We start from the raw sequence: 21,500 nt of genomic DNA, 5'->3' as shown, positions 1-21,500 counted from the left end.
GCGCAAGGCATTAGAGTTGCCAACACTTAAGAGTGGGGAGGAAGGCATGAGTAAAGCCTGGACCAGACCTGCTTTGTTGATCCGCAGGTCCGGCTGTTCTCATTGCCTGGGCCAAACGGCGCCTAGCTTTATCGGATATGAGCGATTTCATGGTTGCGACCGTCATCCTTGGCATGCTCTGCGTGCATCTGTTGTGTTTTTGCGTGCTGTTCATGCTGATCAGTCGCAGGCTGCCCGGCAGAAAAATGGGCATGGAGGTCTTTGCGCTGGGCAATCTGCTGCTTGGTTGTGCCTATATATTGCAGTTGCTGGGCGGCAAGCCTGGCTGGAGTGTGATGAGCCTCGTCAATCACACGCTGACGCTTTGCGCGCCGGTAGTGTATGTCGTGGGTGCGATGCGGTTTTTCAATCGGCCGACGCCGGTCTGGCGTCCGTTGCTGATTTTGGCACTGGCCTACAGCGCGGCTCAGGTGCTGGTGCAGTCTACGCTTGGTCTGGAGGCTCGCCAGGCCATGTTGGCTGCGGCATGCACTTTGCTGTTTCTCTGCATGACGATCACTTTGCTTTGGGGAACGCGCAGCTTTGCCAGGAATATGGCCGCGGAGATGGTGGTGTTTGCCATCCTGATCGCGGGCATATGTGTTCTCAATGCCATGAAGTTCATGCTGATCCTGAAGGGGGGATTGCAGGCTTTGGACATGAACAGCCGTTTCCAGATGGTGTTCTATATCTATATGTCCTTCCTCGGTACGGTGATTCCGCCAGGCGCTGTCTGGCTGGCGTTGCGCCGTTTGACGGACGAGCTCGGCAGCATGGCAGCGCAGGATCCGCTGACCAAGCTACTCAATCGTCGTGGTTTGCTAGATGGGCTGGAGGCGCATTTTGCAGTCAGGAAAGCCGCTCCGGTCCACCTCTTGATCGTGGACATTGACCATTTCAAGCGCATCAACGACAACTATGGGCACCAGTTTGGCGACAACGTGCTGTGTCGCGTGGCAGAAGCGATTCAGCAAAGCACGCGCAGGAGTGATCTGAAATGTCGTCTGGGCGGCGAGGAGTTTCTGGTTCTTTGCCCTGGCCTGAAGGGGGATGAAGTTCTGCAACTGGCCGAAAGAATACGTGCGGCGATTGCGGAAATCGCGATACCTGGCATCAGCCTGCACGGCTCTGTCACTTGCACGGCGACGATTGGTGTTTCCAATCCGTTCATCACTTCTCAGGCATTTGACAGCAAGCTGCAGCAGGCCGATGCCGCTCTTTATCGAGGCAAGAGCGCCGGGCGCAACCGCGTTCAGCGTGCGGACCCCGAATACCTTCTGCCTCAGGCGCTAGAAAGCAAGGCAAGAAGGTCAAGCCTTTCTAACCGGGAAAGGGCCTGAAGACGCTCAGGCTGCAATCACCGTTACGGTATAACCCTTGCCACTTGCAATCACCTCCAGCAGTCGATCGATATTGGGGTGAGCGCCGGGGCGTGCCTTGGCGTCTTCGGTGTGCTCTGCAAACAGCTGCAGACCCTCTTCGGCGGCGGCGACATTGATGCTGCCATGTTTTGCGTAGAGGGCGTTGTAGACCGTGACAGAGCCGGCCTTGCCTGGCGCATTCGGAATGCTCGCGGCAAGCTTGCCGTCGGAGTCGATCAGCTGTAGCTCGGCGACATGGGCGATGGAGGGAAGTTGCTTGAGGTTGTCGGCAAAGGCCATGGTGTGCTCGCGATGGTCGCTGTGATGGAAGCCGCTATTGTGAGGCAGTCTGATGGCGTGTTCAGCTGCGGGCGCTGTTTTGCTCCAGCACCCGCAGCGCCTGCTGCATCTGCGCAAGCGTTGGCGCATACTCGGGCAGCTCGGCAATTTCATCCATTTCGCGCTGCATCAGCTGCTGAACCTGTGCTGCAAGGTCCTGCCACTGTGCGGCGCTCATGAGGGCCTGCGCCGCCTGCAGCAAATCGGCTTCAGTCTCGTAGGACAGCGAAAGCTTGCGCACCACATTGAGGGCAAATGGCGGGCACAGCAAAATCTGAAACGCCGTAGAGCGCGCGAAGGCCCGATTGCTGTGGCCCTGCTTGCCGTGGCGCAGGGCCAGCCAGCTCAGGCAGGCCGTGCTCAGATAGATCAGCGCGAGTGCGATCAGCTGCAGCAGTTCGGAATGCAGCATCAGCAAGGCAGCGGGAAGACAGAGAAACAGCAGCGCGGCCAGCAGATACAGCGGCAGCGCAAACGCTTTGAAGCTGCGCGCATGTGTCTCCACTGCCTTTGAAAATGCCGCGTCACCGGGCAGATGAATCCGCGTGGCGCTCCAGCGCTGCCGGTAGACGGGCTGGTGTAGTGCAAAAACAGGCAGCCATAGCAGGCGGTTCTGACGTATCTCGAAGCCCCGGCTGGCCAGCTGTGCCTGCCATCCCGAGCGTAGCGGGTGCAGCAAACCCTCTTCTGGCTTGAGCAGCAAGGCCGCGTCATAAAGATAGAACAGGACAATGGCCAGAACTACCTGCAGCTGCGTGGAGATCGTGAAGTACAAGACGGCTTTCGAGACAAGACAAACCCCGCGATCTTAGCGATGCGCGGGGCGGGGTTACAGGGGTTGAAGCCGCGACCGACCGGCTGTCTTATTCTGCGGCTTTCTTGCGGCCAAACAATTTGCCTATGCCTGCGAACAGCGCGACCGCTGCGGCTGCAATGATTTTCCAGCCTGCAGCCAGAAAGCCTGCAATCGCACCCCACAGGCCTTTCTTTGTGGCCACTGCGGCAGCGCCGCCGAGCACCAGTGCACCCAGGCCGATGGCTGCGACCTTGTCACCGTTCTTGAACTCGGCATAGGTCTGGCCACTGTTGTAGTCGAAGCCGGCGAGTACCTTCTTGAATTCGTCGGTGTTCTGGGCCAGTGTGGCGGTGTCGGAGACCAGGGTGGCAGTCATCACGCCGCTACGACCCAGAATGCGCGAGGTGTAGTTGACATTCTTCTCGCCCGACTCGCCGCGCAGACGTAGACCCCACTCCAGTCGCTTGGTGGCTGTGTCGTAATGCGGGGGAACCTGCCAGCCATCGGTGTAGAGCGCTTCAAGACCCAGCTTCTTGCGTTGTTCGTTGCCGGCCTTGTCGCCTGACTGCATGGATTTGAGCAAGTCGTCGGCATCGATTTTTTCGTCGTCCTTCACGTAGCCAGTGTCGTCATACGAAAACACGGCAAACCAGTCCAGCGATTTGGGGGCTATCAGAAAGTGATCGCTGCTGGGTGGGTTGCCAAATGCCTGCAACAGCTTGGAGGTGTCGGCCTCGCCGAGAAAGGCATAGCCCGATGGAATCTTGACGCTGGCCTTGTCAGCGATTTCTCCCTTGCCGCTTTCCTGCCAGTGCAGGGCCTTGATTTCAGGCGGTAACTCCTGAGTGGCTTCGGTCTTGGCCCAGACGCCCAGAGAAAGTGACAGGCCGAGAACGGCGGCCGCGATGGACTTGAACATTCAATGAACTCCCGTGTTATGAATTTATTGAGGATTGCTATTGGTAATAGCGAAATTGATTTCACATACGCATTCGAATCATCAGTCGTTGATTCGCACGCGAAGCATAACGCGGCTCAAACTGAGCTGACAAAATTAGCAGGATCGATAGCTCAAAGCGTCAGTAATATCGGACAAAAAGCATGTTTTAAAGATTTTTCATGGAGATCGATCATATGCACAGTGCCATATCTTTCTTACAGGGACATGCCAATCTGGGCTTGGGCAGCTGGCACCTTGGCCAGGGGCGGCGTAGCTGGGACGAGGAGAAAGCGGCCTTGCTCACCGGATTGCAAATCGGCTTGAGCGTGATCGACACCGCCGAGATGTATGGCGACGGCCTTTCCGAAGAACTGATTGGCGATGTGCTGCGTGACTGGCCGCCAAGTCGGTCCCGGCCTTTTCTGGTCAGCAAGGTGCTACCCATACATGCCAGCCGCAAGGGAGTGGTGCGTGCGTTCGAGGCCAGCGCCCATAAGCTGGGAGTGGACTGTATCGACCTCTATCTGCTCCACTGGCGCGGAAATACGCCGCTGGCCGAGACGGTAGCCGCGTTTGAGGACCTGAAGACGCAGGGCAAGATTCGTCATTGGGGCGTTTCCAACTTCGACACTGACGATATGCAGGAGCTGTGGCAAGTTCCGGGCGGACGCAACTGCGTGGTCAATCAGGTGCTCTACAACGTTTTCAGCCGCGGCATCGAATATGACTTGCTGCCCTGGTGCCAGAAGAATGGCGTGACCGTGATGGCTTATTGCCCGCTAGGACATGGAGAGCTGATTGAGCACAGCCTGCTGGCTGAAATCGGTGATCGCCATGGTGTCAGTGCCAGTGTGGTGGCTCTGGCCTGGGCTCTGCGCAGCGGCAAAGTGCTGGCGATTCCCGAGAGCGGCTCCGAAGACCATATCCGAGACAACGCCCGTGCACTGCAGCTCAAGCTCGGCCCGGAGGAGCTTGCGCTGATCGACGCTGCCTCGCCCCCGCCGCGCTTCAAGCAGCCGCTGGACATTCTCTGAGCAAGAAGGGCCTGAGGTTTGGGCGAGGCGGTGTCATGAGCGACGGTCCGTGAGATCCTCGCTGCCCGTACCAGTGCTCAGACCTGAACCCAGTCCGGCGCCCAGCCCCAGGCCTCCCGCTCCCATGCCTGTGCCCTGAGCGCCTGCGCCACTGCGACCGCCCGAACCCTGAGCTTCACCGGCCTTGCGATTCCCTCCGGCTCCCCCGGTATTCGGCCTTGCCGGGCCCTGGGACGGTATCTGGAGATGCGAGGGAATGGGTTCAAGATCCAGAGCGTCGCGGATAAAGCCGCGCAGCGAGGTGACCAGCGCGGCGGTCTCGATAGGTCGACCGGCCACCATATCCCGGGCGGCCCGGGCCGCCAGTTCCACCTGCTCCTCGGTACCCAGCAGGATGATGTCGGACATCGCGGCTTCCACGGCATCCCGGATACGACGCCGGCGCTCGTTCAGGCTAGCTCCGGCTGGCGGTTGCGGCGGCGTCTCATCGTTTTGCCTGAGCTCGCGCAGATGCAGAGGGCTCACGCTCAGCGTGCCGGTGAACGAGCTGCCCAACGTTTTGTAGGCGGCGATCAAGGTCTTGAGTCGTTCGTTGATCTGCCGGTTCTCACGCTCGCGTCGTTTTTGCACGGTCTGCATGAACAACAGGCGAATGCCCATCATCAGGCAGGTCACCAGCAACAGGCCCAGCACAGTGGAGAGCAAGGAGGTCCAGGAGCTGAAATCAAGCGAAGAGCGCATGGAGTTCTTTCAAACGGAGTCGTCGGCCATGAAAGCGAGTTTGCACAATTTTTACGCGAGCAGGGCGAGAGTGGCATGCTCCGGCAGCGCTTGCAGCAAAGCTTGTCAATCGGTCTCGCGTTTTGCCATATGCTAGATAGTTGACATATCACCTAGCTGAGAAAAAGAGACAACGTGGTGGAGCCTGTGACTAACCGGGGTCTGAACCCCTCATGGATCATCGTCGCAGCCGGCGTCAGTGCCTCGCTGCATGTGGGCAAGCTGCCGCCCGCCGTGCCCCTGCTGCAGCAGCAACTGGGCGTGTCCCTGGTGCAGGCCGGATTTCTGCTTTCCACCGTTCAGGTGGCGGGCATGGTGCTGGGCCTGGTGGTGGGCCTGGGCGCCGACAAATGGGGTCTGCGTCGCAGCTTGCTGATGGGGCTGTTATTGATGGCACTGTCCAGCATGGTGGGCGCTGCGGCCACGGGCTTTGCCTGGTTGCTGGCGCTGCGCGCTCTGGAAGGTCTGGGATTCTTGCTGGTCGCCATGCCTGCTCCAGGGCTGATTCGTCGCAGCGTCAAGCCGTCAGAGCTGGGGGCGCGAATGGGCTGGTGGGGTTCCTATATGCCCATTGGCAGCGCCATGGGCTTGCTGCTTGGGCCTTGGGTGCTGCAGGCGACCAGTTGGCAGGCCTGGTGGCTTGCGCTGGGTTGTACCTCCGCCTTGGCTGCCTATGCCGTTTGGCGCATGGTGCCTGCGGATGCCACTGCAGCGGTAGCAGCCACTGCCGATGAAGGATGGCGTCCGCGTCTGGCGCTCACATTGCGCAGCCCCTGCCCCTGGCTGGTGTCGCTGGGCTTTATGGTGTATTCGGGTCAGTGGATGGGCATTGTCGGCTTTCTGCCCACGCTCTATTCTGAGGCCGGACTTAGTGCCAAGCTGGCCGGCCTGCTGACTGCCGTGGTCGCCGCCAGCAATATGCTGGGCAATGTGGCCGCAGGCAGGTTGTTGCATCGGGGCTGGAGTCCCGCGCGCTGCCTGCAGACCGGCTATGTGCTGATGGGGCTGACGGCGCTGCTGGCCTATGTGCAGATCGGCGGCGAGCCCTTGGCACCGCTGTGGCTGCGCTTCGTGGCCGTTGCACTGTTCTCAGCGACGGGCGGCCTGATACCGGCCACCTTGTTCACAACGGCCATGCATCTGGCGCCCAGCCAGGCCACGGTGTCAACCACCGTGGGTTTCATGCAGCAATGGTCTTGCGTTGGGCAGTTTGTGGGTCCGCCGCTGGTGGCGGCCGTGGCCATGCAGATGGGCGGTTGGCAGTTTACGTGGATGGTGACAGGCAGCATGTGCGTGCTGGGCTGGTTGCTGGCGCTGGGAGTGGGCCGTTGCTGGAGCAGCCTCAGGGCCTGAGATTTGGGAGTGATGCTCTGTATTCGTGAGCTTGCAGTTCTTGGTGGGAAAGTGCTGTAGCTCGATTTGGTGTGTTGTTTTGAGCTGGCGCAGAGGGCTCAATTGCCAGCCCAAGCATGATTCGAGTCTGAACTGCGGTTAGGCTGCAGTCTTGTGGAGGTTCATGATGCAAAAGCGCCAGTTTCTCGCCACCGCAGCTTCGCTGACGGCATTGTCATCAACGCCCTGGCTCGCGGGCTGTGCTTCGCGTCGTACCAAGACGGTGGTCAAGCCCGCCGAGCTGATCTATTACGGCGGCCCGATTCTCACCATGAACGACGCCCAGCCCCAGGTGGAAGCTGTGGCGGTGAATGCCGGAGTGATTGCTGCCATCGGCTCACTGCCGGAGCTGGAGGCCTTGCGCGGTCCGGCCACGCGCATGCTGGACTTGCAGGGGCGCACGCTGATTCCGGGCTTTGTGGATCCGCACAGCCATATCGGCGGCGTGGGACTGCAGGCCATTTCGGCCAATCTGCTGCCTCCGCCCGACGGCGGCAATGCCTCTATCGCCGACTTGCAGCAGACGCTGCGCGAGTACATCCAGTCCTCGCCCGAGGTCAAACAACTGGGCATCGTGCTCGGTTTTGGCTATGACGATTCCCAGCTCCAGGAGCGGCGTCATCCCACACGCGACGACCTCGATGCCGTTTCGCGTGATTTGCCGATTGCCGTGATTCATCAGTCAGGGCATTTCGGCGCACTCAATTCCGCGGCCCTGGCCCGTGCCGGCATTGGTCCGGGCACACCCAACCCCGAAGGCGGAGTGATTCGTCGTCGGGCCGGCAGCCCGGTGCCCAACGGGGTGCTGGAGGAGAACGCCTTCTTCCACACCCTGGGCCGGATCATGCCCAAACTCACTCTGGAGCAGTCCATGGACTGGCTGGAAAAAGCCCAGCAGCTCTATCTGGAGTTCGGCTACACCACTGTGCAGGACGGGCGCTCCGACGCAGGCGCGATCGCCTCGGCCATGGCGGCTGCCGAGTCGCGTCGGCTGGTCATCGACGTGGTGTCCTATCCCGACATATTGCAGTTGGGTGATGGCGCGCTGGCCAACAAGCTCAAGTTCAGCCGGAACTATACCAATCGCTTTCGCATTGGCGGTGTCAAGCTCACGCTTGATGGCTCGCCCCAGGGCAAGACAGCCTGGCTGACCGAGCCCTATCTGTTGCCGCCAGATGGCCAGAAGGCTGGCTACCGTGGCTATGGGGTGCTCAGCGATGCCAGGGCCAATGAGCAGGTGGCCAGGGCCATCCACAACGGCTGGCAGATTCTGGTACATGGCAACGGCGACGCGGCGATCGACCAGTTCATCGCTGCCGTGCGTGCCAGCGGCTCCGTGGAGCAGGCGCGTGCCGTGCGCCCGGTGCTGATCCATGGACAGACGCTGCGGCGCGACCAAGTGAGCCAGCTCAAGGAGCTGGGCATTTTCCCGTCGCTGTTTCCCATGCATACCTTTTACTGGGGCGATTGGCACCATGATTCGGTGCTCGGCGATCCTCGCGCGCAGAACATCTCGCCGACAGGCTGGGTGCTGGCCGAGGGCATGGTGTTCACCTCTCACCACGATGCGCCTGTCGCTCTGCCGTCGTCGATGCGTGTGCTCGATGCCACGGTCAATCGAACCACGCGCTCGGGCCGCGTGCTGGGGCCCGAGCATCGCGTCTCGCCCTGGGTGGCGCTCAAGGCGCAGACCATCTGGTCGGCCTACCAGCATTTCGAGGAAGACCGAAAGGGCTCCATCGAGGTCGGCAAGCTGGCCGATCTGGTCGTGCTTTCGGGCAACCCGCTGACTGTGGAGCCTCATCAGCTTGCCAGCCTCCAGGTGCTGGAGACCATCAAGGAAGGGCGCACGGTTTACAAGCGCGATGGGGCAAACTTCTGATTTGAGAGCCACTTGCGATTGATAGGTATGCGTTTGGGTGAATGTTTTTCACGCATCGCGCGAGCCGATAAGGGCGCGCAGCGCACGCTCCAGTTGCTGGGCGTTCTCATGCACCAGCAGCCATTCGGGCTGCAGTACTTCCGTTAGTGCAGGTGATGCAGGGCAGCTATCCATGGTCGCAAGTGGATCATCGGCCCTGAGTGCGACCACGGTTGGCTGGTTGGCCAGATCCAGACAGGCATGCGTCAGCCAGCGACAGTATTCCGCTATTGCCGCAGGCGGTGGCATTCCGGTGTGGGCGGTGGCACGATTCAGACTTTCGGCCAGCAGTAGAGCCGTGGCATAGACGCGCACGGCGTGTCGGTCATAGCGACGGGTGACAAAAGCCAGCCGCTCTGCATTGAGCCGTCCGCGCAGGGTCCAGCGGCGCGAGGAATGGGCCTGGCCTACGGCGGCGCGCAGGGCGGCCAGCGATTCATGGGCCAGTGATAGCTGGCCGAGAGCGGTTTCGGCTGCATCGGCTTTTTGCTGCTGGCAGGCCCCAAGGATCAGATCCAGACCGTTGGCAAGCTGTTTGAGAAAGATCGAGGCGGCCCGGCCCATATCCTTGATGGGGTTGGAGGTCAGCAGCACCTGGCTGAAGATAAGCCCGACCGCAGCGCCGACCGTGACGTCCAGCAGACGGGCTCCGCCCGCCATGCTGGGGCCGAGCACCAGCACCAGAATCACCGAGACCCCTGCTTGAATCGGCACCACGGGCGCGGGGCCGATGATGGCACCGAGCAGGATGGAGAGAAATGCGCCCAGACTCATGCGCAGCAACAGATGCTGCTCGGGCAACTGCCACAGCAGATCGCCGATCACGATGCCCAGTGTGCAGCCTATGAGCAGACTGCGCGCCTGTTTCAGATGGCTGGGCAGTCCAGGGGCGAGGCAGATCACGGCGGTGACCACGGCGAAGGCGGGCTTGGGGTGGCCCCAAAGCTGCTGGGCGATGACCCAGGCCAGCATGCTGGCCAGTGCGGCGGCAATCGCATCACGCAGGGCCAGCCTGGCTCGCGATGGAAAAGTGGTCTTGGCACGGCGCCAGGCCAGCATGAAGGGGGTGCTCCAGCGCAATCTCAAACTCCTTGGCATGGCCGTCAATCAGACTCTGATTCAAGGATGTTAGAGGGCTTAGCGAGATTGTCCTGTGGGAAATACGCCACGTCACCCGGAAATGCAGCTCGGCGGATCAGTCTGCCGAGTCGTCGTACTGGGGCGGGGCCTTGCGAAAGCCACTGGTGATGATGGCCAGATAGGCAAGGCCGATGCTGCCCCAGATGAGGCCCGAGCTCAGCGAGCTGGGCTCCACCTCCAGCCACATGGCGCCTACGCTCATGAAGCCCAGCACCGGGGTGACAAGATAGCGCAGCAGGTCGCCCGGGCTGTGCCAGCGGCCCTGGCGCCACATATATTCGGCCAGCACCGACAGATTGACAAAACTGAAAGCCGTCAGTGCGCCGAAACTGATCAGGGCGACCACATATTCCAGACTCAGAAAGCCAGCGGTCAGCGCTACCGCGCCCACCAGCAGAATGTTGTAGGAAGGCGTGAAGGACCTGGGGCTGATATGGCCGAAGAAGCGCTGGTGGATCACGCCGTCGCGGCCCATCACATACATCAGGCGCGATACACCAGCGTGAGCCGCGATGCCGGAGGCCATGACGGTGACGATGGCAAAGGACAGCACCACTGACTTGAACAGCGCACCGCCCACCAGATAGAGTATCTCGGGCTGGGTTTCGTCCACGGCCTCGAAGTACTGACCGGGGTCGCCAGGGAAATAGAGCTGCAGGAAATACGTGGCCACGATGAAGATCAGGCCGGAAATCAGCGCCGTCAGAAAAATGGCCTTGGGCAGGGTGCTTCGGGTGTCGTGGGTCTCTTCGGCCAGTGAACTCAGCGAGTCAAAGCCTGTGAACGAAAAACAGAGAATGGTGGCTCCCGTAATCAACGCACCGATCTCGGCCTGGGCGCTCCAGAAGGGCGACAGTGTCCACAGGCCCTGACCACCGTGCCCGGCAATCGCACCCAGGGCATTGCGGCCCGCATGCAGATCGCGCCAGACCATGCAGGTGAAGACGGCGATGACGAGCAGCTGGAAGAAGACGATCAAGCCATTGAAATGGGCGACGAAGCGAATGCCGCGCAGGTTCACGCAAACCATCAGCGCGGTCAGGCCGACGATCCAGACCCAGTGGTTGACCTCGGGGAACATGGATGTCAGATAGATCTTGGCCAGCAGGATATTGACCATGGGCGAGAGCAGATAGTCCAGCAACGACGACCAGCCCACCATGAAGCCCACGTTGGGGTGAATGGCCTTTTGCGCATAGGTATAAGCCGAGCCCGAGGAGGGGTAGCGCCGGATCATGTGGCCGTAGCTCAGCGAGGTCAGCAGCACGGCCAGCAAGGCAACAAAGTAGGAGGTGGGCACATGCTGCAGCGAATCTCGCGAGACCATGCCGAAAGTGTCCAGCAATGTCATCGGCTGGATATAGGCCAGGCCGATGATGACCACATGCCATAGCAGCAGAGTCTTTTGCAGGCCGGCAGGAGCAGGGGGCGAGGCCGCCTGGGCTGGGTGATCGGTCAGTGCAGTCATCTTCTACAAGAACAAGAGAGCCGGCACAAAACCTGTGCCGGCCTGCGCGTGGCAAGGCAGCGGGCGACGAGTCCCCGGCTGGCAGCCACCGTGTTGTCAATGGTTTGGGCGCACCCCGAAGCAGGGCGCCGTTCTTGGGTTCCGCTGAACCTCGGGTCGGGCAGCAGCGAAAAGCCGGCATTATCGGCTTTTGTTACTGTCGAGGTTGCTTATGATGAAAATCTCATTAAATTCAAGGCGGTATCAGCACAGCTTGCTATGACTGGAAGAGCATGCACATGTTCAGCCTCAACTCCCTTGCAGCAGAGACTGAATGCATTGCCATTCGGCTTCGGTCACCGGGGTAATGGAGAGACGATTACCTTTTTGCAGCACGCGCATCTGCGCCAGTTGAGGTTGCTCGCGCAGCTCTGGCATCAGCAGGGGGCGGATCTTTTTCAAGGCCTGCACATCCAGCATAAGCCAGCGCGGTTTGTCGGTCTGGGACTTGGGATCGTAATAGGGGTCTGCAGGGTCGAACTGTGAAGGGTCCACACGCAGATTGCCGGCAATGCGGGCAATGCCGTAAATCCCAGGTTCGGCGCAACTGGAATGCCAGTACAGCACACCGTCACCCACCTGCATATCGTCACGCATGAAATTGCGTGCCTGGTAATTGCGCACGCCATTCCAGGCAATGGTCTGCTCGGGGGACGCCAGAGCATGGTCGATGGAGTACTCGTCAGGCTCGTTCTTCATGAGCCAGTAACGATGGGCTTGGAGGCTGCTGTCGTTCATGGGTGCATTGTCGGTGAGGAGGTTGCTGTCTCAGTCATCACGGTCTCGCTGCCAGGGACCGCGATCCTGCTGCCAATTGCGCACCAGATCGCTATTGCGTTGCAGCAGATTTCGGGTGTCCAGCCAGCGGCCCGGAATGTCCAGCTCGGCTTCTTCCACCACCCGCATACAGTCCTGAATATGGCGCTCGCCCAGATAGCGCAGAGTCGCGTAGCCTATGGATGCAGCTGCGAGCTGGCCCAGTAGCGGCACATATCTGGCGGCCTGCTTGGTGCTCATGCGCAAACCCAGGGTTTTGCCGAGGCGCAGCACTACGTCGCGGGTGATGAACTTGCCGATCAGCACGGAGCCAACCATGGCGATGGCTTTCTGGACTTGCTCGCGCTTTCCTGGCGTGAGTTGGTCGAGTTGCTCTGGCGTCAACCCGAACTCCTGGTTGATGCGCGGATAGAGTTGTGCGAGCAGGGCGGCATCAGCAGCCCAGTCCAGACCGGGTATGGGAATGGCACTGGCGGCAGCGCTGACGAGTGCCCGTCTTCTCAGTAGTTTGCGGGCCCGCTCAGCGGCTTGGGCAATGTCTTTGCGCTCCGCTCTGGTCGCACTAAGGTTTCTGAAGCTCGGGTCTTTTTTCCACATATTCGATAAGGAGATGACGGAAATAGAAAAAGGGGCTTGTCGGCCCCTTTTGGTCGGAATTCAGATTCAGTTGGCCTTACCGCGCACCATGCCATAAATAAACAAAAGAATCACGGCCCCAATGACCGATGCGATCCAGCCTGCGGTTTGCCCGGGCTGGTACCAGCCCATGGCCGAGCCCAGATAGGTAGCTACAAACGAGCCGACGATACCGAGAAGAATCGTCATGATCCAGCCCATGCTGTCATTGCCGGGCTTGATGGCCCGTGCAATCAAACCGACGATAAGACCGATGATGATGGTTCCGATGATGGACATATTCTGTTCCCTGTTGGTGCTTTGACGAAAGTGACTCTACGCGGCCCGGCAGATCGACTCTGTCGGACGATTCTGAATGTCGGCGCGAGCGTGGTTCTTGCATGAAGACATGCGGCGGCATGGGCTACATCAGGGCTCAAGGAAAAAACAAAAACGCCTGCAGAAAGCAGGCGTTTTGGTCGAGCTCTGATTCAAAATCAAGGCTGCAATGGACCCAGGGCGCTATATGCAGCAGCCGTGGTTGCCGAAGCGTCAGCACCTTCGACGCGGCGGGCACCGTCGAAGCGGCGAGCCCAGTAGGAGGTCTGCATGCTTTCCACACGTACGCTGGCACCGGTGCGCGGTGCGTGGATGAATTTGCCATCACCCACGTAGATACCCACATGGCTGAATGTGCGGCGCATGGTATTGAAGAACACCAGATCACCGGGCTTGAGGTCGCTGCGGTCGATCTGCTGAGTGGCATTGGCCTGTTCGGCAGAGACGCGAGGCAGAACCTTGCCCATGGTCTGGGAGTAGATGGCCCGCACAAAACCGCTGCAGTCGAAGCCGGTTTCTGCATTGGTGCCGCCCAGGCGATAGGGAACGCCAAGGAAGCCCATGGCCGTCACCACCAGATCGGAGGTTTTTTCGGCCACGTTCTGACGTGCTTCGCGCACGAAATCAGTCGTCTTCTCGGCCACGGAGTGTCGAGCTTCACGCAACTGGGTGATGAGGCCGCGGTTGACCAGCAACTGGGCCATGTCGTCGTCACGCTGCTCGCTAGGCGCTGCGTGCGCTGAGGTAACGCCGACAAATAGAAGTGCAATAAGCCATCGGGACATGGGGCGTGAGGGTAACACGTTCATTTGTAGGATGGGGGCTCTATTTCCAATTTTTTCTCTTGGTTTTTGATGCAGCACAGCAAGTGAGCTGCGGGCATAAGCTTATTGCGTGAGCTGCTCTCAAATTTGCAGCGTATTGCAGTAAGTGATTTCCCCATTCTGGTGAATGCGGGTCGGGAATGCAGCAATTCATGGTATTGACATGCGAGAGGCGTTGCATTGACGGACTTTCTACCCCGGCATGCGCTTGCAGCGACAATAGCGCCATCGATTGCAGCCGATGCGACACGCTTCCTCAGCGTGCCGCGCGCCTGTCCTGCGCAAGCGCTGCGCTTTTTAGCAGTGGCTTGACACGGTTTTAAGAAAGATTTGCCATGTTGTTAGAAGCTTCCGAGTCGCAACTGGTTCTGGTGGACTACCAGGACAAGCTGATGCCTGTCATTCACGAAGGCGCGCAAGCGCTGGCCAATGCCGTCAAGCTGGCCAAGATGGCGCAGCTGCTGGATGTGCCTGTCTGGGGAACTGAGCAGAACCCCTCGCGCCTTGGCGCCAATAATGCGGAACTGAAGGCGCTGTGCCAGAAGACGCTGGAGAAAATGTATTTCAGCGCCGTGCCTGAGGGGCTGGGTGAATGGCTGCGTCCTCCCGCCAAGCCGCAGGGCGGCAATGCGCGCAGCCTGCCCAAGCATCTGCAAAAGCCCCAGCAGCAGGCGCCCGAGCGCAATATGGTGGTGATTGGCGGCTGCGAAACCCATGTCTGTCTGTTGCAGACGGCGCTGGAGCTGCTGGAAGACGAGTTCGATGTGTGGGTGGTGACTGATGCTTGCGGCTCGCGCACCGAGCGTAACCGCGATGCAGCGTTTGACCGTCTGGCGGGCGCCGGCGCCGAACTGGTGACCACCGAGATGGTGATGTTCGAGTGGCTGCGCACCTGCGAAGACCCTGCCTTCAAGGAGATGCTGGCTCTGGTCAAGTAATCGCTTGCAGCTATTCAGGAAATAAGCGCCTTCTGGGCGCTTTTTCTTTTGGCTGCGCGCTGATCGCCACATTTCCATTCAGTGGCGCTCAGATCCCAGGAATCGCTGCCTGGCTTGCAGATGGTATCCATGGGGTGTCCACCGAGGAGTCAGCATACCCTATGGCACGGCGGACACGATATCCTAGAAGATGGTTTCAAGGAGGACCCAGGAACTGAACGTGCTTGGGCCGGTGCTCTGATGCGGCGTTGATGCGATAGTCAAGTGCTGTCAGTTTTTGGCAAGCGCGTTATGAATAATTATGAATTCAGAAAACTCTCTGCAAAAGACGGAGAGTCAAGGAGACATATTCATGACCACGCGTTTCGAAGATTTTTATCAGCGTTCCATTCATGACCGCGACGGCTTCTGGGCGGAGCAGGCCGGCCTGATCGATTGGCAGCAGAAGCCGCAGCAGATTTGTGACTACAGCAACCCGCCATTCGCCAAATGGTTTGTGGGCGGCACCACCAATCTTTGCCATAACGCCATTGACCGCCATCTGGCAGAGCGCGGCGATCAGAACGCGTTGATCGCCATTTCCACCGAAACCCAGACCGAGAAGGTCTATAGCTATCGCGAGCTGCATGCGGAGGTCAATCGCATGGCCGCCGTGTTGCAGTCGCTGGGTGTGCAAAAAGGCGACCGCGTGCAGATCTATATGCCCATGGTTGCCGAGGCCTGCTTTGCCATGCTGGCCTGCGTGCGTCTGGGCGCCATTCACTCCGTGGTGTTCGGTGGCTTTGCCTCTGGCGCACTGGCGTCGCGCATCGATGATGCCGAACCCAAGGTCATCATCAGCGCCGATGCGGGCTCGCGTGGCGGCCGTGTCGTGGCTTACAAGCCTTTGCTGGATGAAGCGCTCAGGCAATCCAGCCACCAGCCCGCTGCCGTGCTGATGGTCAACCGCGGGCTGGCTGAAATGCCCATGAAGGCAGGTCGCGACCATGACTGGTCGGCCTTGCGCGCCCGGCACATGAATGCACAGGTGGATTGCGTCTGGGTGGAGTCAACCCATCCCAGCTACACCCTCTATACCAGCGGCACCACAGGCAAGCCCAAGGGCGTGCAGCGCGATACGGGCGGCTATACCGTGGCGCTGGCGGCCAGCATGCCGCATATCTTCGATGCCCAGGCCGGACAGACCTTCTTTTGCACCAGCGACATCGGCTGGGTCGTGGGTCATAGCTACATCATCTATGCGCCGTTGATTGCGGGCATGGCCACGGTGATGTACGAAGGCCTGCCGGTCAACCCAGATGTGGGCATCTGGTGGAGCATTGTCGAAAAATACAAGGTCACGCACATGTTCTCGGCGCCGACGGCGATTCGCGTGCTCAAAAAGCATGATGCTGATTACCTCAAGCGCTACGACATCTCAAGCCTCAAGGCCCTGTGGCTGGCCGGCGAGCCGCTTGACGAGCCCACGGCGACCTGGATCAGCCAGGCCATCAACAAGCCCATCATCGACAACTACTGGCAGACCGAGACCGGCTGGCCCATCATGACGCTGTGCAACGGCGTGCAAAAGCAGGCCACGCGTTTTGGCAGTCCGGGCCGGGCTGTCTATGGCTACAACGTCAAGCTCATCGATGACGCCAGCGGCGAGGAGCTGACCCAGGCGAATCAGAAGGGCGTGCTGGCGATTGAAGGTCCGCTGCCGCCCGGTTGCATGCAGACGGTCTGGCGTGACGACAACCGCTTTGTCAACACTTACTGGAAGAGCATTCCGGGTCGGCTGATCTACAGCACCTTCGACTGGGGCATTCGCGACGAGGACGGCTACTACTTCATCCTCGGCCGTACCGACGATGTGATCAATGTGGCGGGCCATCGCCTGGGCACGCGCGAGATCGAGGAGAGCATCTCTGCCCATGCCCAGATTGCCGAAGTGGCCGTGGTTGGCGTTGCCGACAATCTCAAGGGCCAGGCTGCGCTGGCCTTTGCCGTGGTGCGCGATGCGGCCTTGGTGGCAGATGAGGTGTCCAGCAAGGCCCTGGAGGCCGATGTGATGAAGCTGGTCGACTCGCGTCTGGGTGCGGTTGCGCGTCCGTCTCGCGTGATTTTCGTCACGGCTCTGCCCAAGACGCGCAGCGGCAAGCTGCTGCGCCGGGCCCTGCAGGCCGTGGCCGAAGGTCGTGACCCTGGTGATCTGAGCACCATGGAAGATCCTGCGGCCCTGGCTCAGGTCCAGCAACGCTTGTAACTTCAGCAAGCCGGAGCCTGTGGTGATGGCTCTCCAAATCACCACAGTCCAGGCAAGGGCCGCCCCGCAGCAAAGTCCGTCGTCCCCTCAGGGAAGACTCGAAGCGACTCAGGGGACATTTGAATACAAGGCCTGCGACCATCAAGGCGCAGGCCTTGCTGTTTGCAGCCTAAAATCGCCCGATCGCGCGCGCAGTCCGCTGCCTGGCGCTATGGAATTGAAAAACTTCGAGAAAGAGCTGTTGTGCAAATTGCATCCTCCATCTTCAAGGCCTATGACATTCGCGGCATCGTGCCGTCGACACTGACTGAAGAAGTCGCCCGTGGCATAGGCCGCGCATTCGGTATGGCAGCGCTGGTAGCCGGCGAAAAAACCGTAGCGGTGGGCCGTGATGGACGTCTGTCGGGTCCCGCGCTGTCGGAGGCATTGATGCAGGGCCTGACCGATGTGGGCGTGAATGTGATCGACATCGGCCTGGCCACCACGCCCATGCTGTACTTTGCGGCCGCGACCTTGTGCACCAGCGGCATTCAGGTGACGGGCAGCCACAACCCCAAGGATTACAACGGCTTCAAGATGGTGCTGGCAGGCCGCGCCATTTATGGCGAGGAAATCCAGGCCCTGCGCGCACGCATGGAAACCGAGGACTGGACGATTACTGGTGCCGGACAGATCAGCCGTGCTGATGTGCTGGCCGATTACACCGCCCGCATCGTGGGCGACGTGAAGCTGGCGCGGCCCATGAAGATTGTGGTGGACTGCGGTAACGGCGTGGCCGGTGCGTCGGCGCCCGCCATCTTCCGGCAGCTGGGCTGCGAGGTGATTGAGCTGTTCTCTGAAGTCGACGGCAACTTCCCCAATCATCATCCAGACCCCAGCAAGCCCGAGAACCTGCGCGATGTGATCCAGGCCCTGCAGACCAGCGATGCCGAGCTGGGTCTGGCCTTTGACGGTGACGGCGACCGCCTGGGCATTGTGACCAAGGACGGCCAGAACATCTTCCCCGACCGTCAGATGATGCTGTTCGCCAAGGATGTGCTTTCGCGTGTGCCCGGCGGCTCCATCGTGTTCGACGTCAAGTGCACCCAGCGTCTGGCCCCCGAGATCGAGGCTGCAGGCGGCAAGGCCGTGATGTACAAGACCGGCCATTCGCTGGTCAAGGCTCGCATGAAGGAGCTGGGCGCGCCGCTGGGCGGCGAGATGAGCGGCCATATCTTCTTCAAGGAGCGCTGGTACGGCTTTGACGATGGCGCCTATGCCGGCTGCCGTCTGCTCGAAATCGTCAGCCGCGAAACCGACTCCAGCGCAGTGCTCAACGCATTGCCCACCAGCTTCTCCACGCCCGAACTCAATGTGGCCTGTGCCGAAGGCGAGCCCCATCGTCTGGCGGCCGAGCTGCAGGCGCTCGCTGCCACGGAGTTTGCCGAACCTGCCCGGGTCAGCACCATTGACGGCCTGCGCGTGGACTGGGCCGACGGCTTCGGCCTGATCCGCGCCAGCAACACCACGCCGGTGCTGGTGCTGCGCTTTGAAGGCCATACACAGCAAGCCTTGCAGCGCATAGAAGCGCAGATGCTGGCCTTGCTCAAGCGCGTCAAGCCCGACGCCCAGGTGGGCGCTTCTGCGCACTGATAGCAGCAGCGCTCAAGCATGGCCAGATCGGCTCCCATGAGCTTTCCCCGTGCGCTGTTCAGCGCACTGGCCTGGGCGGTGCAGCCTCTGCTGCGGCGCAAGCTGCGACGCAGAGCGCTCGCCGAGCCGGGCTACGGCGTGGCCGTGCCGGAGCGCTTTGGCCATTATCAGCCTGCAGATCTGGGGCGCGACGGACGCGGCCGTTGGGTGTGGATTCATTCGGTGTCGCTGGGCGAGACCCGGGCTGCCGCCATTCTGATCAAGGCCTTGCGCGAGCGCATGCCTGCGATGCGTCTGCTGTTGACGCACAGCACTGCGACCGGGCGAGAGGAGGGGGCAAAGCTGTTGCACCCGGGCGATGTGCAGGTCTGGCTGCCCTGGGACTCCCTGGGCGCCACCAGGCGTTTTGTCGCTCAGTTTCAGCCTGCCGTGGGCGTGCTGATGGAAACCGAGATCTGGCCCAATCTGATTGCGGCCTGTGCCAACACAGGCATTCCTCTGGCCCTGGCCAATGCACGTCTGAACGAGAAATCCGAAGCCGGTGCCTTGAGAGTCAGGCCTCTGTCTCGCCCAGCGTACGCCGCACTGGCTGCCGTCTGGGCGCAGACCGAGACCGATGCCAAGCGCCTGCGCAATGTAGGAGCCAGCGTGGATGCGGTGCTGGGCAATCTCAAATTCGATGTGCAGCCCGATACTGCCCAGATCGCCCGGGCAGGCCAATGGCGCGCAGAACTGGCACGCCCCGTACTGCTGTTTGCCAGCAGCCGCGAGGGCGAGGAAGCGATGTTCATCGATGCGCTCAAGGCCCTGGGCGATGCTGCAGCGGCGGTGCAATGGCTGGTCGTTCCGCGTCACCCTCAGCGCTTTGACGAGGTGGCGAGCTTGCTGGGCAAGGCGGGCTTTGCTGTTTCGCGGCGCAGCCAGTGGGGGCAGAGGCCTCCCGTGCAGTCCGGCGCGATCTGGCTTGGAGACTCGCTGGGCGAGATGCCCCTGTATTACGGCTTGGCAGCGGCGGCCCTGATGGGGGGAAGCTTTGCGCCGCTGGGCGGGCAGAACCTGATCGAGGCGCTGGCCTGTGATTGCCCGGTGATACTGGGGCCGCATACCTTCAATTTCAGCCAGGCGTCCGAGCAGGCGCTGCATGCCGGAGCAGCCCTGGGTGTGGAAAATATGGGAGCGGGCTTGTGTCAGGCCTTGGACCTGGTGGCCAAGCCGGATCGTCTGCAGGCTGCCGTACAAAGCTGCCGCCAGATGGTGCAGGGCAATCGCGGCGCGGCCGCGGCCACGGCCGAGGCGATTCAAGCGTTGATGAATGCTCCTTGATCAGGAGCGTATGGCGACCTGTAGGAAAGGGTTTGAGGCCGATATGATGTTAAACCCTGAGAGCCTGCTTCTCGAGCGGTCTTAACGCTTAGGCGTTCTTGCTGCGGGCTTTGCGGCAGCCAGGCTGCTTGTGACGGCTGGCCTGGCTGTGGCAGCAGGGGCTATGTCGGGCGTGCGTGTCAGTGCGTCGATCATGCGCAGATCATCGTCACTGAGCACGCCTGCGGACTGGCGCAGCTTGAGCTGGCCTAGCAGCACCTGGTAGCGCGCATTGGCCAGATCGCGCTCGGTCTGGTAGACCTGACTCTGGGCATTGAGCACATCGATATTGATGCGCACGCCCACCTCATAACCCATTTTGTTGGCCTCCAGCGCACTCTGGCTGGAGGCGAGGGCCGCTTCCAGCGCCTTGACCTGAGCCTGGCCTGACTGCACGCCGAGGAAGGCGGTGCGCGTAGCCTGCTCCACGTTGCGGCGAGCATCGTCGAGCTGGGCGCGGGCTTTTTCCTCCAGCGCCACGGTTTCCCGGATGCGGTTCTGCACGGCAAAGCCCGCAAACAGCGGCATGTTCATGACCACGCCGATCTGGGCAGCGTTGGTGCGATAGCTCAGGGGAATGGATGGAGTCATGGAGCCGTTGGGATAACGGTTGACCACATAACCCGCCTGCAGGTCCACGGTAGGCTTGTGGCCGGCTTCGGCCTTCTGCGTGTCGAGCCTGGCGATGTCCAGGGCCAGCTGGGCCTGGCGCAACTGGGGCTGGGCGGCCAAAGCCTTGTCCACCCAGTCTTGCATATTGTCGGGCGTCACCTTGGGCAGGGTCAGCGGCGCGGCCAACGGCGTAGGCTGAATGCCGACGCGGCCCACGAGCTGATCCAGGGCTACGCGCTTGACCTGCAGGTCATTTTGCGCAGCGATTTCCTGGGCCGTGACCAGATCGAAGCGTGACTGGGCTTCGCGTGAATCGGTGATGGTGGCTGTGCCAACTTCGAAATTGCGCTTGGCCATCTCGAGCTGGGTGCTGATGGCCTGCTTTTGCGACTGGGCCACCTGCACGCTGTCCTGGGCCGCCAGCACATCGAAATAAGCCTGGGACACACGCACGATCAGGTTCTGTGCAGCCGCATCCAGCTGAGCCTGGGCCACATCCACGCCGTGCTGCCCCTGCTCGTAGGCAATCTTGTTGGCAGGACGGTACAGCGGCTGCTGGGCGCTGAGCTGCACGTTCTGCTGCGTGCTATTGAAGCTGCTGGTCATGCCGGGCACGGGCACCGAGGTGTGAATGTCCACATGGGTGCGGTTGGCACCCGCCGACAGACCCACATTGGGTAGCAGCCCGGACAGGGCCTGGTCGGCGCGGCTGGCCGCAGCTCTCGCATCGGCTTGCTGGGCCTGCCATGAAGCGTCATAGCCGCGGGCCTGAGCCACCAGCTCCGACAAGGTCTGGGCCTGTGTCTGAGTGCCGGCCCATGCCAGCAAAACTCCCAAGGAAATGGCACGCAGCGCGTGTGCGGAGGGGGCTTGCAGAGGCCTGGGCAGCTTGGTCATAAATGTCAGG

At 60.9% G+C, this 21,500-nt stretch carries 19 protein-coding genes; 8 read left to right on the top strand and 11 right to left on the bottom strand.

What is annotated here, in order from left to right; genetic code table 11:
• Positions 1-149 precede the first annotated feature (149 nt).
• The gene (locus tag Cth01_RS07950; protein ID WP_045839130.1) at positions 150-1,379 is read left to right on the top strand and encodes a GGDEF domain-containing protein; all 1,230 of its coding nucleotides are present in this window, start codon (positions 150-152) and stop codon (positions 1,377-1,379) included.
• 6 nt (positions 1,380-1,385) lie between these two features.
• Here Cth01_RS07950 and Cth01_RS07945 read toward each other — a convergent pair whose 3' ends face one another.
• The 3 genes from Cth01_RS07945 to Cth01_RS07935 form a co-directional block, all read right to left on the bottom strand.
• Entirely contained in the window at positions 1,386-1,700 is a 315-nt protein-coding gene (locus Cth01_RS07945) for a DUF2322 family protein (RefSeq protein ID WP_045838903.1), read from the bottom strand.
• Between the two features lie 61 nt (positions 1,701-1,761).
• A complete protein-coding gene (locus Cth01_RS07940) occupies positions 1,762-2,514 on the bottom strand; it encodes a hypothetical protein (RefSeq protein ID WP_045838902.1) in 753 nt (250 codons plus the stop codon).
• 88 nt (positions 2,515-2,602) lie between these two features.
• Entirely contained in the window at positions 2,603-3,454 is an 852-nt protein-coding gene (locus tag Cth01_RS07935) for a DUF2167 domain-containing protein (protein ID WP_034384136.1), read from the bottom strand.
• Between the two features lie 200 nt (positions 3,455-3,654).
• Between Cth01_RS07935 and Cth01_RS07930 the strand changes: the two genes are divergently transcribed.
• Entirely contained in the window at positions 3,655-4,509 is an 855-nt protein-coding gene (locus tag Cth01_RS07930) for an aldo/keto reductase (protein WP_174447039.1), read from the top strand.
• Between the two features lie 33 nt (positions 4,510-4,542).
• On the opposite strand, the gene Cth01_RS07925 is transcribed toward Cth01_RS07930, so the two are convergent.
• Positions 4,543-5,250, bottom strand: a complete 708-nt coding sequence (locus Cth01_RS07925) for a hypothetical protein (protein ID WP_045838901.1) — start codon at positions 5,248-5,250, stop codon at positions 4,543-4,545.
• 177 nt (positions 5,251-5,427) lie between these two features.
• On the opposite strand from Cth01_RS07925, the gene Cth01_RS07920 reads away from it, so the two are divergent.
• Together Cth01_RS07920 and Cth01_RS07915 are read left to right on the top strand one after the other, a co-directional pair.
• On the top strand, positions 5,428-6,642 hold the full coding sequence (locus Cth01_RS07920) for an MFS transporter (protein ID WP_045839128.1): 1,215 nt from the start codon (positions 5,428-5,430) through the stop codon (positions 6,640-6,642).
• Between the two features lie 166 nt (positions 6,643-6,808).
• Positions 6,809-8,563: an amidohydrolase gene (locus Cth01_RS07915; protein WP_045839127.1), complete on the top strand. Its 1,755-nt coding sequence runs from the start codon at positions 6,809-6,811 to the stop codon at positions 8,561-8,563.
• A gap of 48 nt (positions 8,564-8,611) precedes the next feature.
• Here the strand turns inward: Cth01_RS07915 and Cth01_RS07910 are convergent, their stop codons facing one another.
• The 6 genes from Cth01_RS07910 to Cth01_RS07885 form a co-directional block, all read right to left on the bottom strand.
• Complete coding sequence (locus Cth01_RS07910; RefSeq protein ID WP_233425129.1) at positions 8,612-9,682, bottom strand: FUSC family protein; 1,071 nt, start codon at positions 9,680-9,682, stop codon at positions 8,612-8,614.
• A gap of 115 nt (positions 9,683-9,797) precedes the next feature.
• Complete coding sequence (locus tag Cth01_RS07905) at positions 9,798-11,210, bottom strand: APC family permease (RefSeq protein WP_034355917.1); 1,413 nt, start codon at positions 11,208-11,210, stop codon at positions 9,798-9,800.
• 288 nt (positions 11,211-11,498) lie between these two features.
• On the bottom strand, positions 11,499-11,987 hold the full coding sequence (locus tag Cth01_RS07900) for an EVE domain-containing protein (protein WP_034355920.1): 489 nt from the start codon (positions 11,985-11,987) through the stop codon (positions 11,499-11,501).
• A gap of 30 nt (positions 11,988-12,017) precedes the next feature.
• Positions 12,018-12,623 (bottom strand): hypothetical protein, encoded by a 606-nt coding sequence (locus Cth01_RS07895; protein WP_034384151.1) that lies wholly within the window; start codon positions 12,621-12,623, stop codon positions 12,018-12,020.
• Between the two features lie 66 nt (positions 12,624-12,689).
• A complete protein-coding gene (locus Cth01_RS07890) occupies positions 12,690-12,941 on the bottom strand; it encodes a GlsB/YeaQ/YmgE family stress response membrane protein (protein WP_034355925.1) in 252 nt (83 codons plus the stop codon).
• A gap of 197 nt (positions 12,942-13,138) precedes the next feature.
• The gene (locus tag Cth01_RS07885) at positions 13,139-13,765 is read right to left on the bottom strand and encodes a C40 family peptidase (RefSeq protein WP_034349623.1); all 627 of its coding nucleotides are present in this window, start codon (positions 13,763-13,765) and stop codon (positions 13,139-13,141) included.
• A gap of 374 nt (positions 13,766-14,139) precedes the next feature.
• Here Cth01_RS07885 and Cth01_RS07880 point away from each other — a divergent pair, with 374 nt between their 5' ends.
• From Cth01_RS07880 to Cth01_RS07865, 4 genes are all read left to right on the top strand, one after another.
• The gene (locus tag Cth01_RS07880; RefSeq protein WP_045838900.1) at positions 14,140-14,742 is read left to right on the top strand and encodes an isochorismatase family protein; all 603 of its coding nucleotides are present in this window, start codon (positions 14,140-14,142) and stop codon (positions 14,740-14,742) included.
• A 352-nt stretch (positions 14,743-15,094) separates the two neighbouring features.
• Entirely contained in the window at positions 15,095-16,987 is a 1,893-nt protein-coding gene (locus Cth01_RS07875) for a propionate--CoA ligase (protein WP_045839126.1), read from the top strand.
• Positions 16,988-17,230: 243 nt separating this feature from the next.
• The gene (locus Cth01_RS07870) at positions 17,231-18,619 is read left to right on the top strand and encodes a phosphomannomutase/phosphoglucomutase (protein WP_045838899.1); all 1,389 of its coding nucleotides are present in this window, start codon (positions 17,231-17,233) and stop codon (positions 18,617-18,619) included.
• Positions 18,620-18,637: 18 nt separating this feature from the next.
• A complete protein-coding gene (locus tag Cth01_RS07865) occupies positions 18,638-19,942 on the top strand; it encodes a 3-deoxy-D-manno-octulosonic acid transferase (RefSeq protein ID WP_045838898.1) in 1,305 nt (434 codons plus the stop codon).
• An 81-nt stretch (positions 19,943-20,023) separates the two neighbouring features.
• On the opposite strand, the gene Cth01_RS07860 is transcribed toward Cth01_RS07865, so the two are convergent.
• Complete coding sequence (locus tag Cth01_RS07860) at positions 20,024-21,490, bottom strand: TolC family outer membrane protein (protein WP_045838897.1); 1,467 nt, start codon at positions 21,488-21,490, stop codon at positions 20,024-20,026.
• Positions 21,491-21,500: the final 10 nt, after the last annotated feature.

This window comes from Comamonas thiooxydans (genome assembly GCF_000964545.1).
Lineage (GTDB): Bacteria > Pseudomonadota > Gammaproteobacteria > Burkholderiales > Burkholderiaceae_C > Comamonas > Comamonas thiooxydans.
Note: the sequence above shows the minus strand (reverse complement) of the source record. Positions and strands in the feature narration are given on the sequence as shown.

Excerpts from the sequence above, each read along its gene's own strand:
- Cth01_RS07930 (WP_174447039.1), top strand. The coding sequence starts at position 3,655 with ATGGAGATCGATCATATGCACAGTGCCATATCTTTCTTACAGGGACAT.
- Cth01_RS07925 (WP_045838901.1), bottom strand. The coding sequence starts at position 5,250 with ATGCGCTCTTCGCTTGATTTCAGCTCCTGGACCTCCTTGCTCTCCACT.
- Cth01_RS07900 (WP_034355920.1), bottom strand. The coding sequence starts at position 11,987 with ATGAACGACAGCAGCCTCCAAGCCCATCGTTACTGGCTCATGAAGAAC.
- Cth01_RS07950 (WP_045839130.1), top strand. The coding sequence starts at position 150 with ATGGTTGCGACCGTCATCCTTGGCATGCTCTGCGTGCATCTGTTGTGT.
- Cth01_RS07905 (WP_034355917.1), bottom strand. The coding sequence starts at position 11,210 with ATGACTGCACTGACCGATCACCCAGCCCAGGCGGCCTCGCCCCCTGCT.
- Cth01_RS07865 (WP_045838898.1), top strand. The coding sequence starts at position 18,638 with ATGGCCAGATCGGCTCCCATGAGCTTTCCCCGTGCGCTGTTCAGCGCA.
- Cth01_RS07860 (WP_045838897.1), bottom strand. The coding sequence starts at position 21,490 with ATGACCAAGCTGCCCAGGCCTCTGCAAGCCCCCTCCGCACACGCGCTG.
- Cth01_RS07875 (WP_045839126.1), top strand. The coding sequence starts at position 15,095 with ATGACCACGCGTTTCGAAGATTTTTATCAGCGTTCCATTCATGACCGC.
- Cth01_RS07885 (WP_034349623.1), bottom strand. The coding sequence starts at position 13,765 with ATGTCCCGATGGCTTATTGCACTTCTATTTGTCGGCGTTACCTCAGCG.
- Cth01_RS07890 (WP_034355925.1), bottom strand. The coding sequence starts at position 12,941 with ATGTCCATCATCGGAACCATCATCATCGGTCTTATCGTCGGTTTGATT.
- Cth01_RS07945 (WP_045838903.1), bottom strand. The coding sequence starts at position 1,700 with ATGGCCTTTGCCGACAACCTCAAGCAACTTCCCTCCATCGCCCATGTC.
- Cth01_RS07935 (WP_034384136.1), bottom strand. The coding sequence starts at position 3,454 with ATGTTCAAGTCCATCGCGGCCGCCGTTCTCGGCCTGTCACTTTCTCTG.
- Cth01_RS07915 (WP_045839127.1), top strand. The coding sequence starts at position 6,809 with ATGCAAAAGCGCCAGTTTCTCGCCACCGCAGCTTCGCTGACGGCATTG.
- Cth01_RS07880 (WP_045838900.1), top strand. The coding sequence starts at position 14,140 with ATGTTGTTAGAAGCTTCCGAGTCGCAACTGGTTCTGGTGGACTACCAG.
- Cth01_RS07895 (WP_034384151.1), bottom strand. The coding sequence starts at position 12,623 with ATGTGGAAAAAAGACCCGAGCTTCAGAAACCTTAGTGCGACCAGAGCG.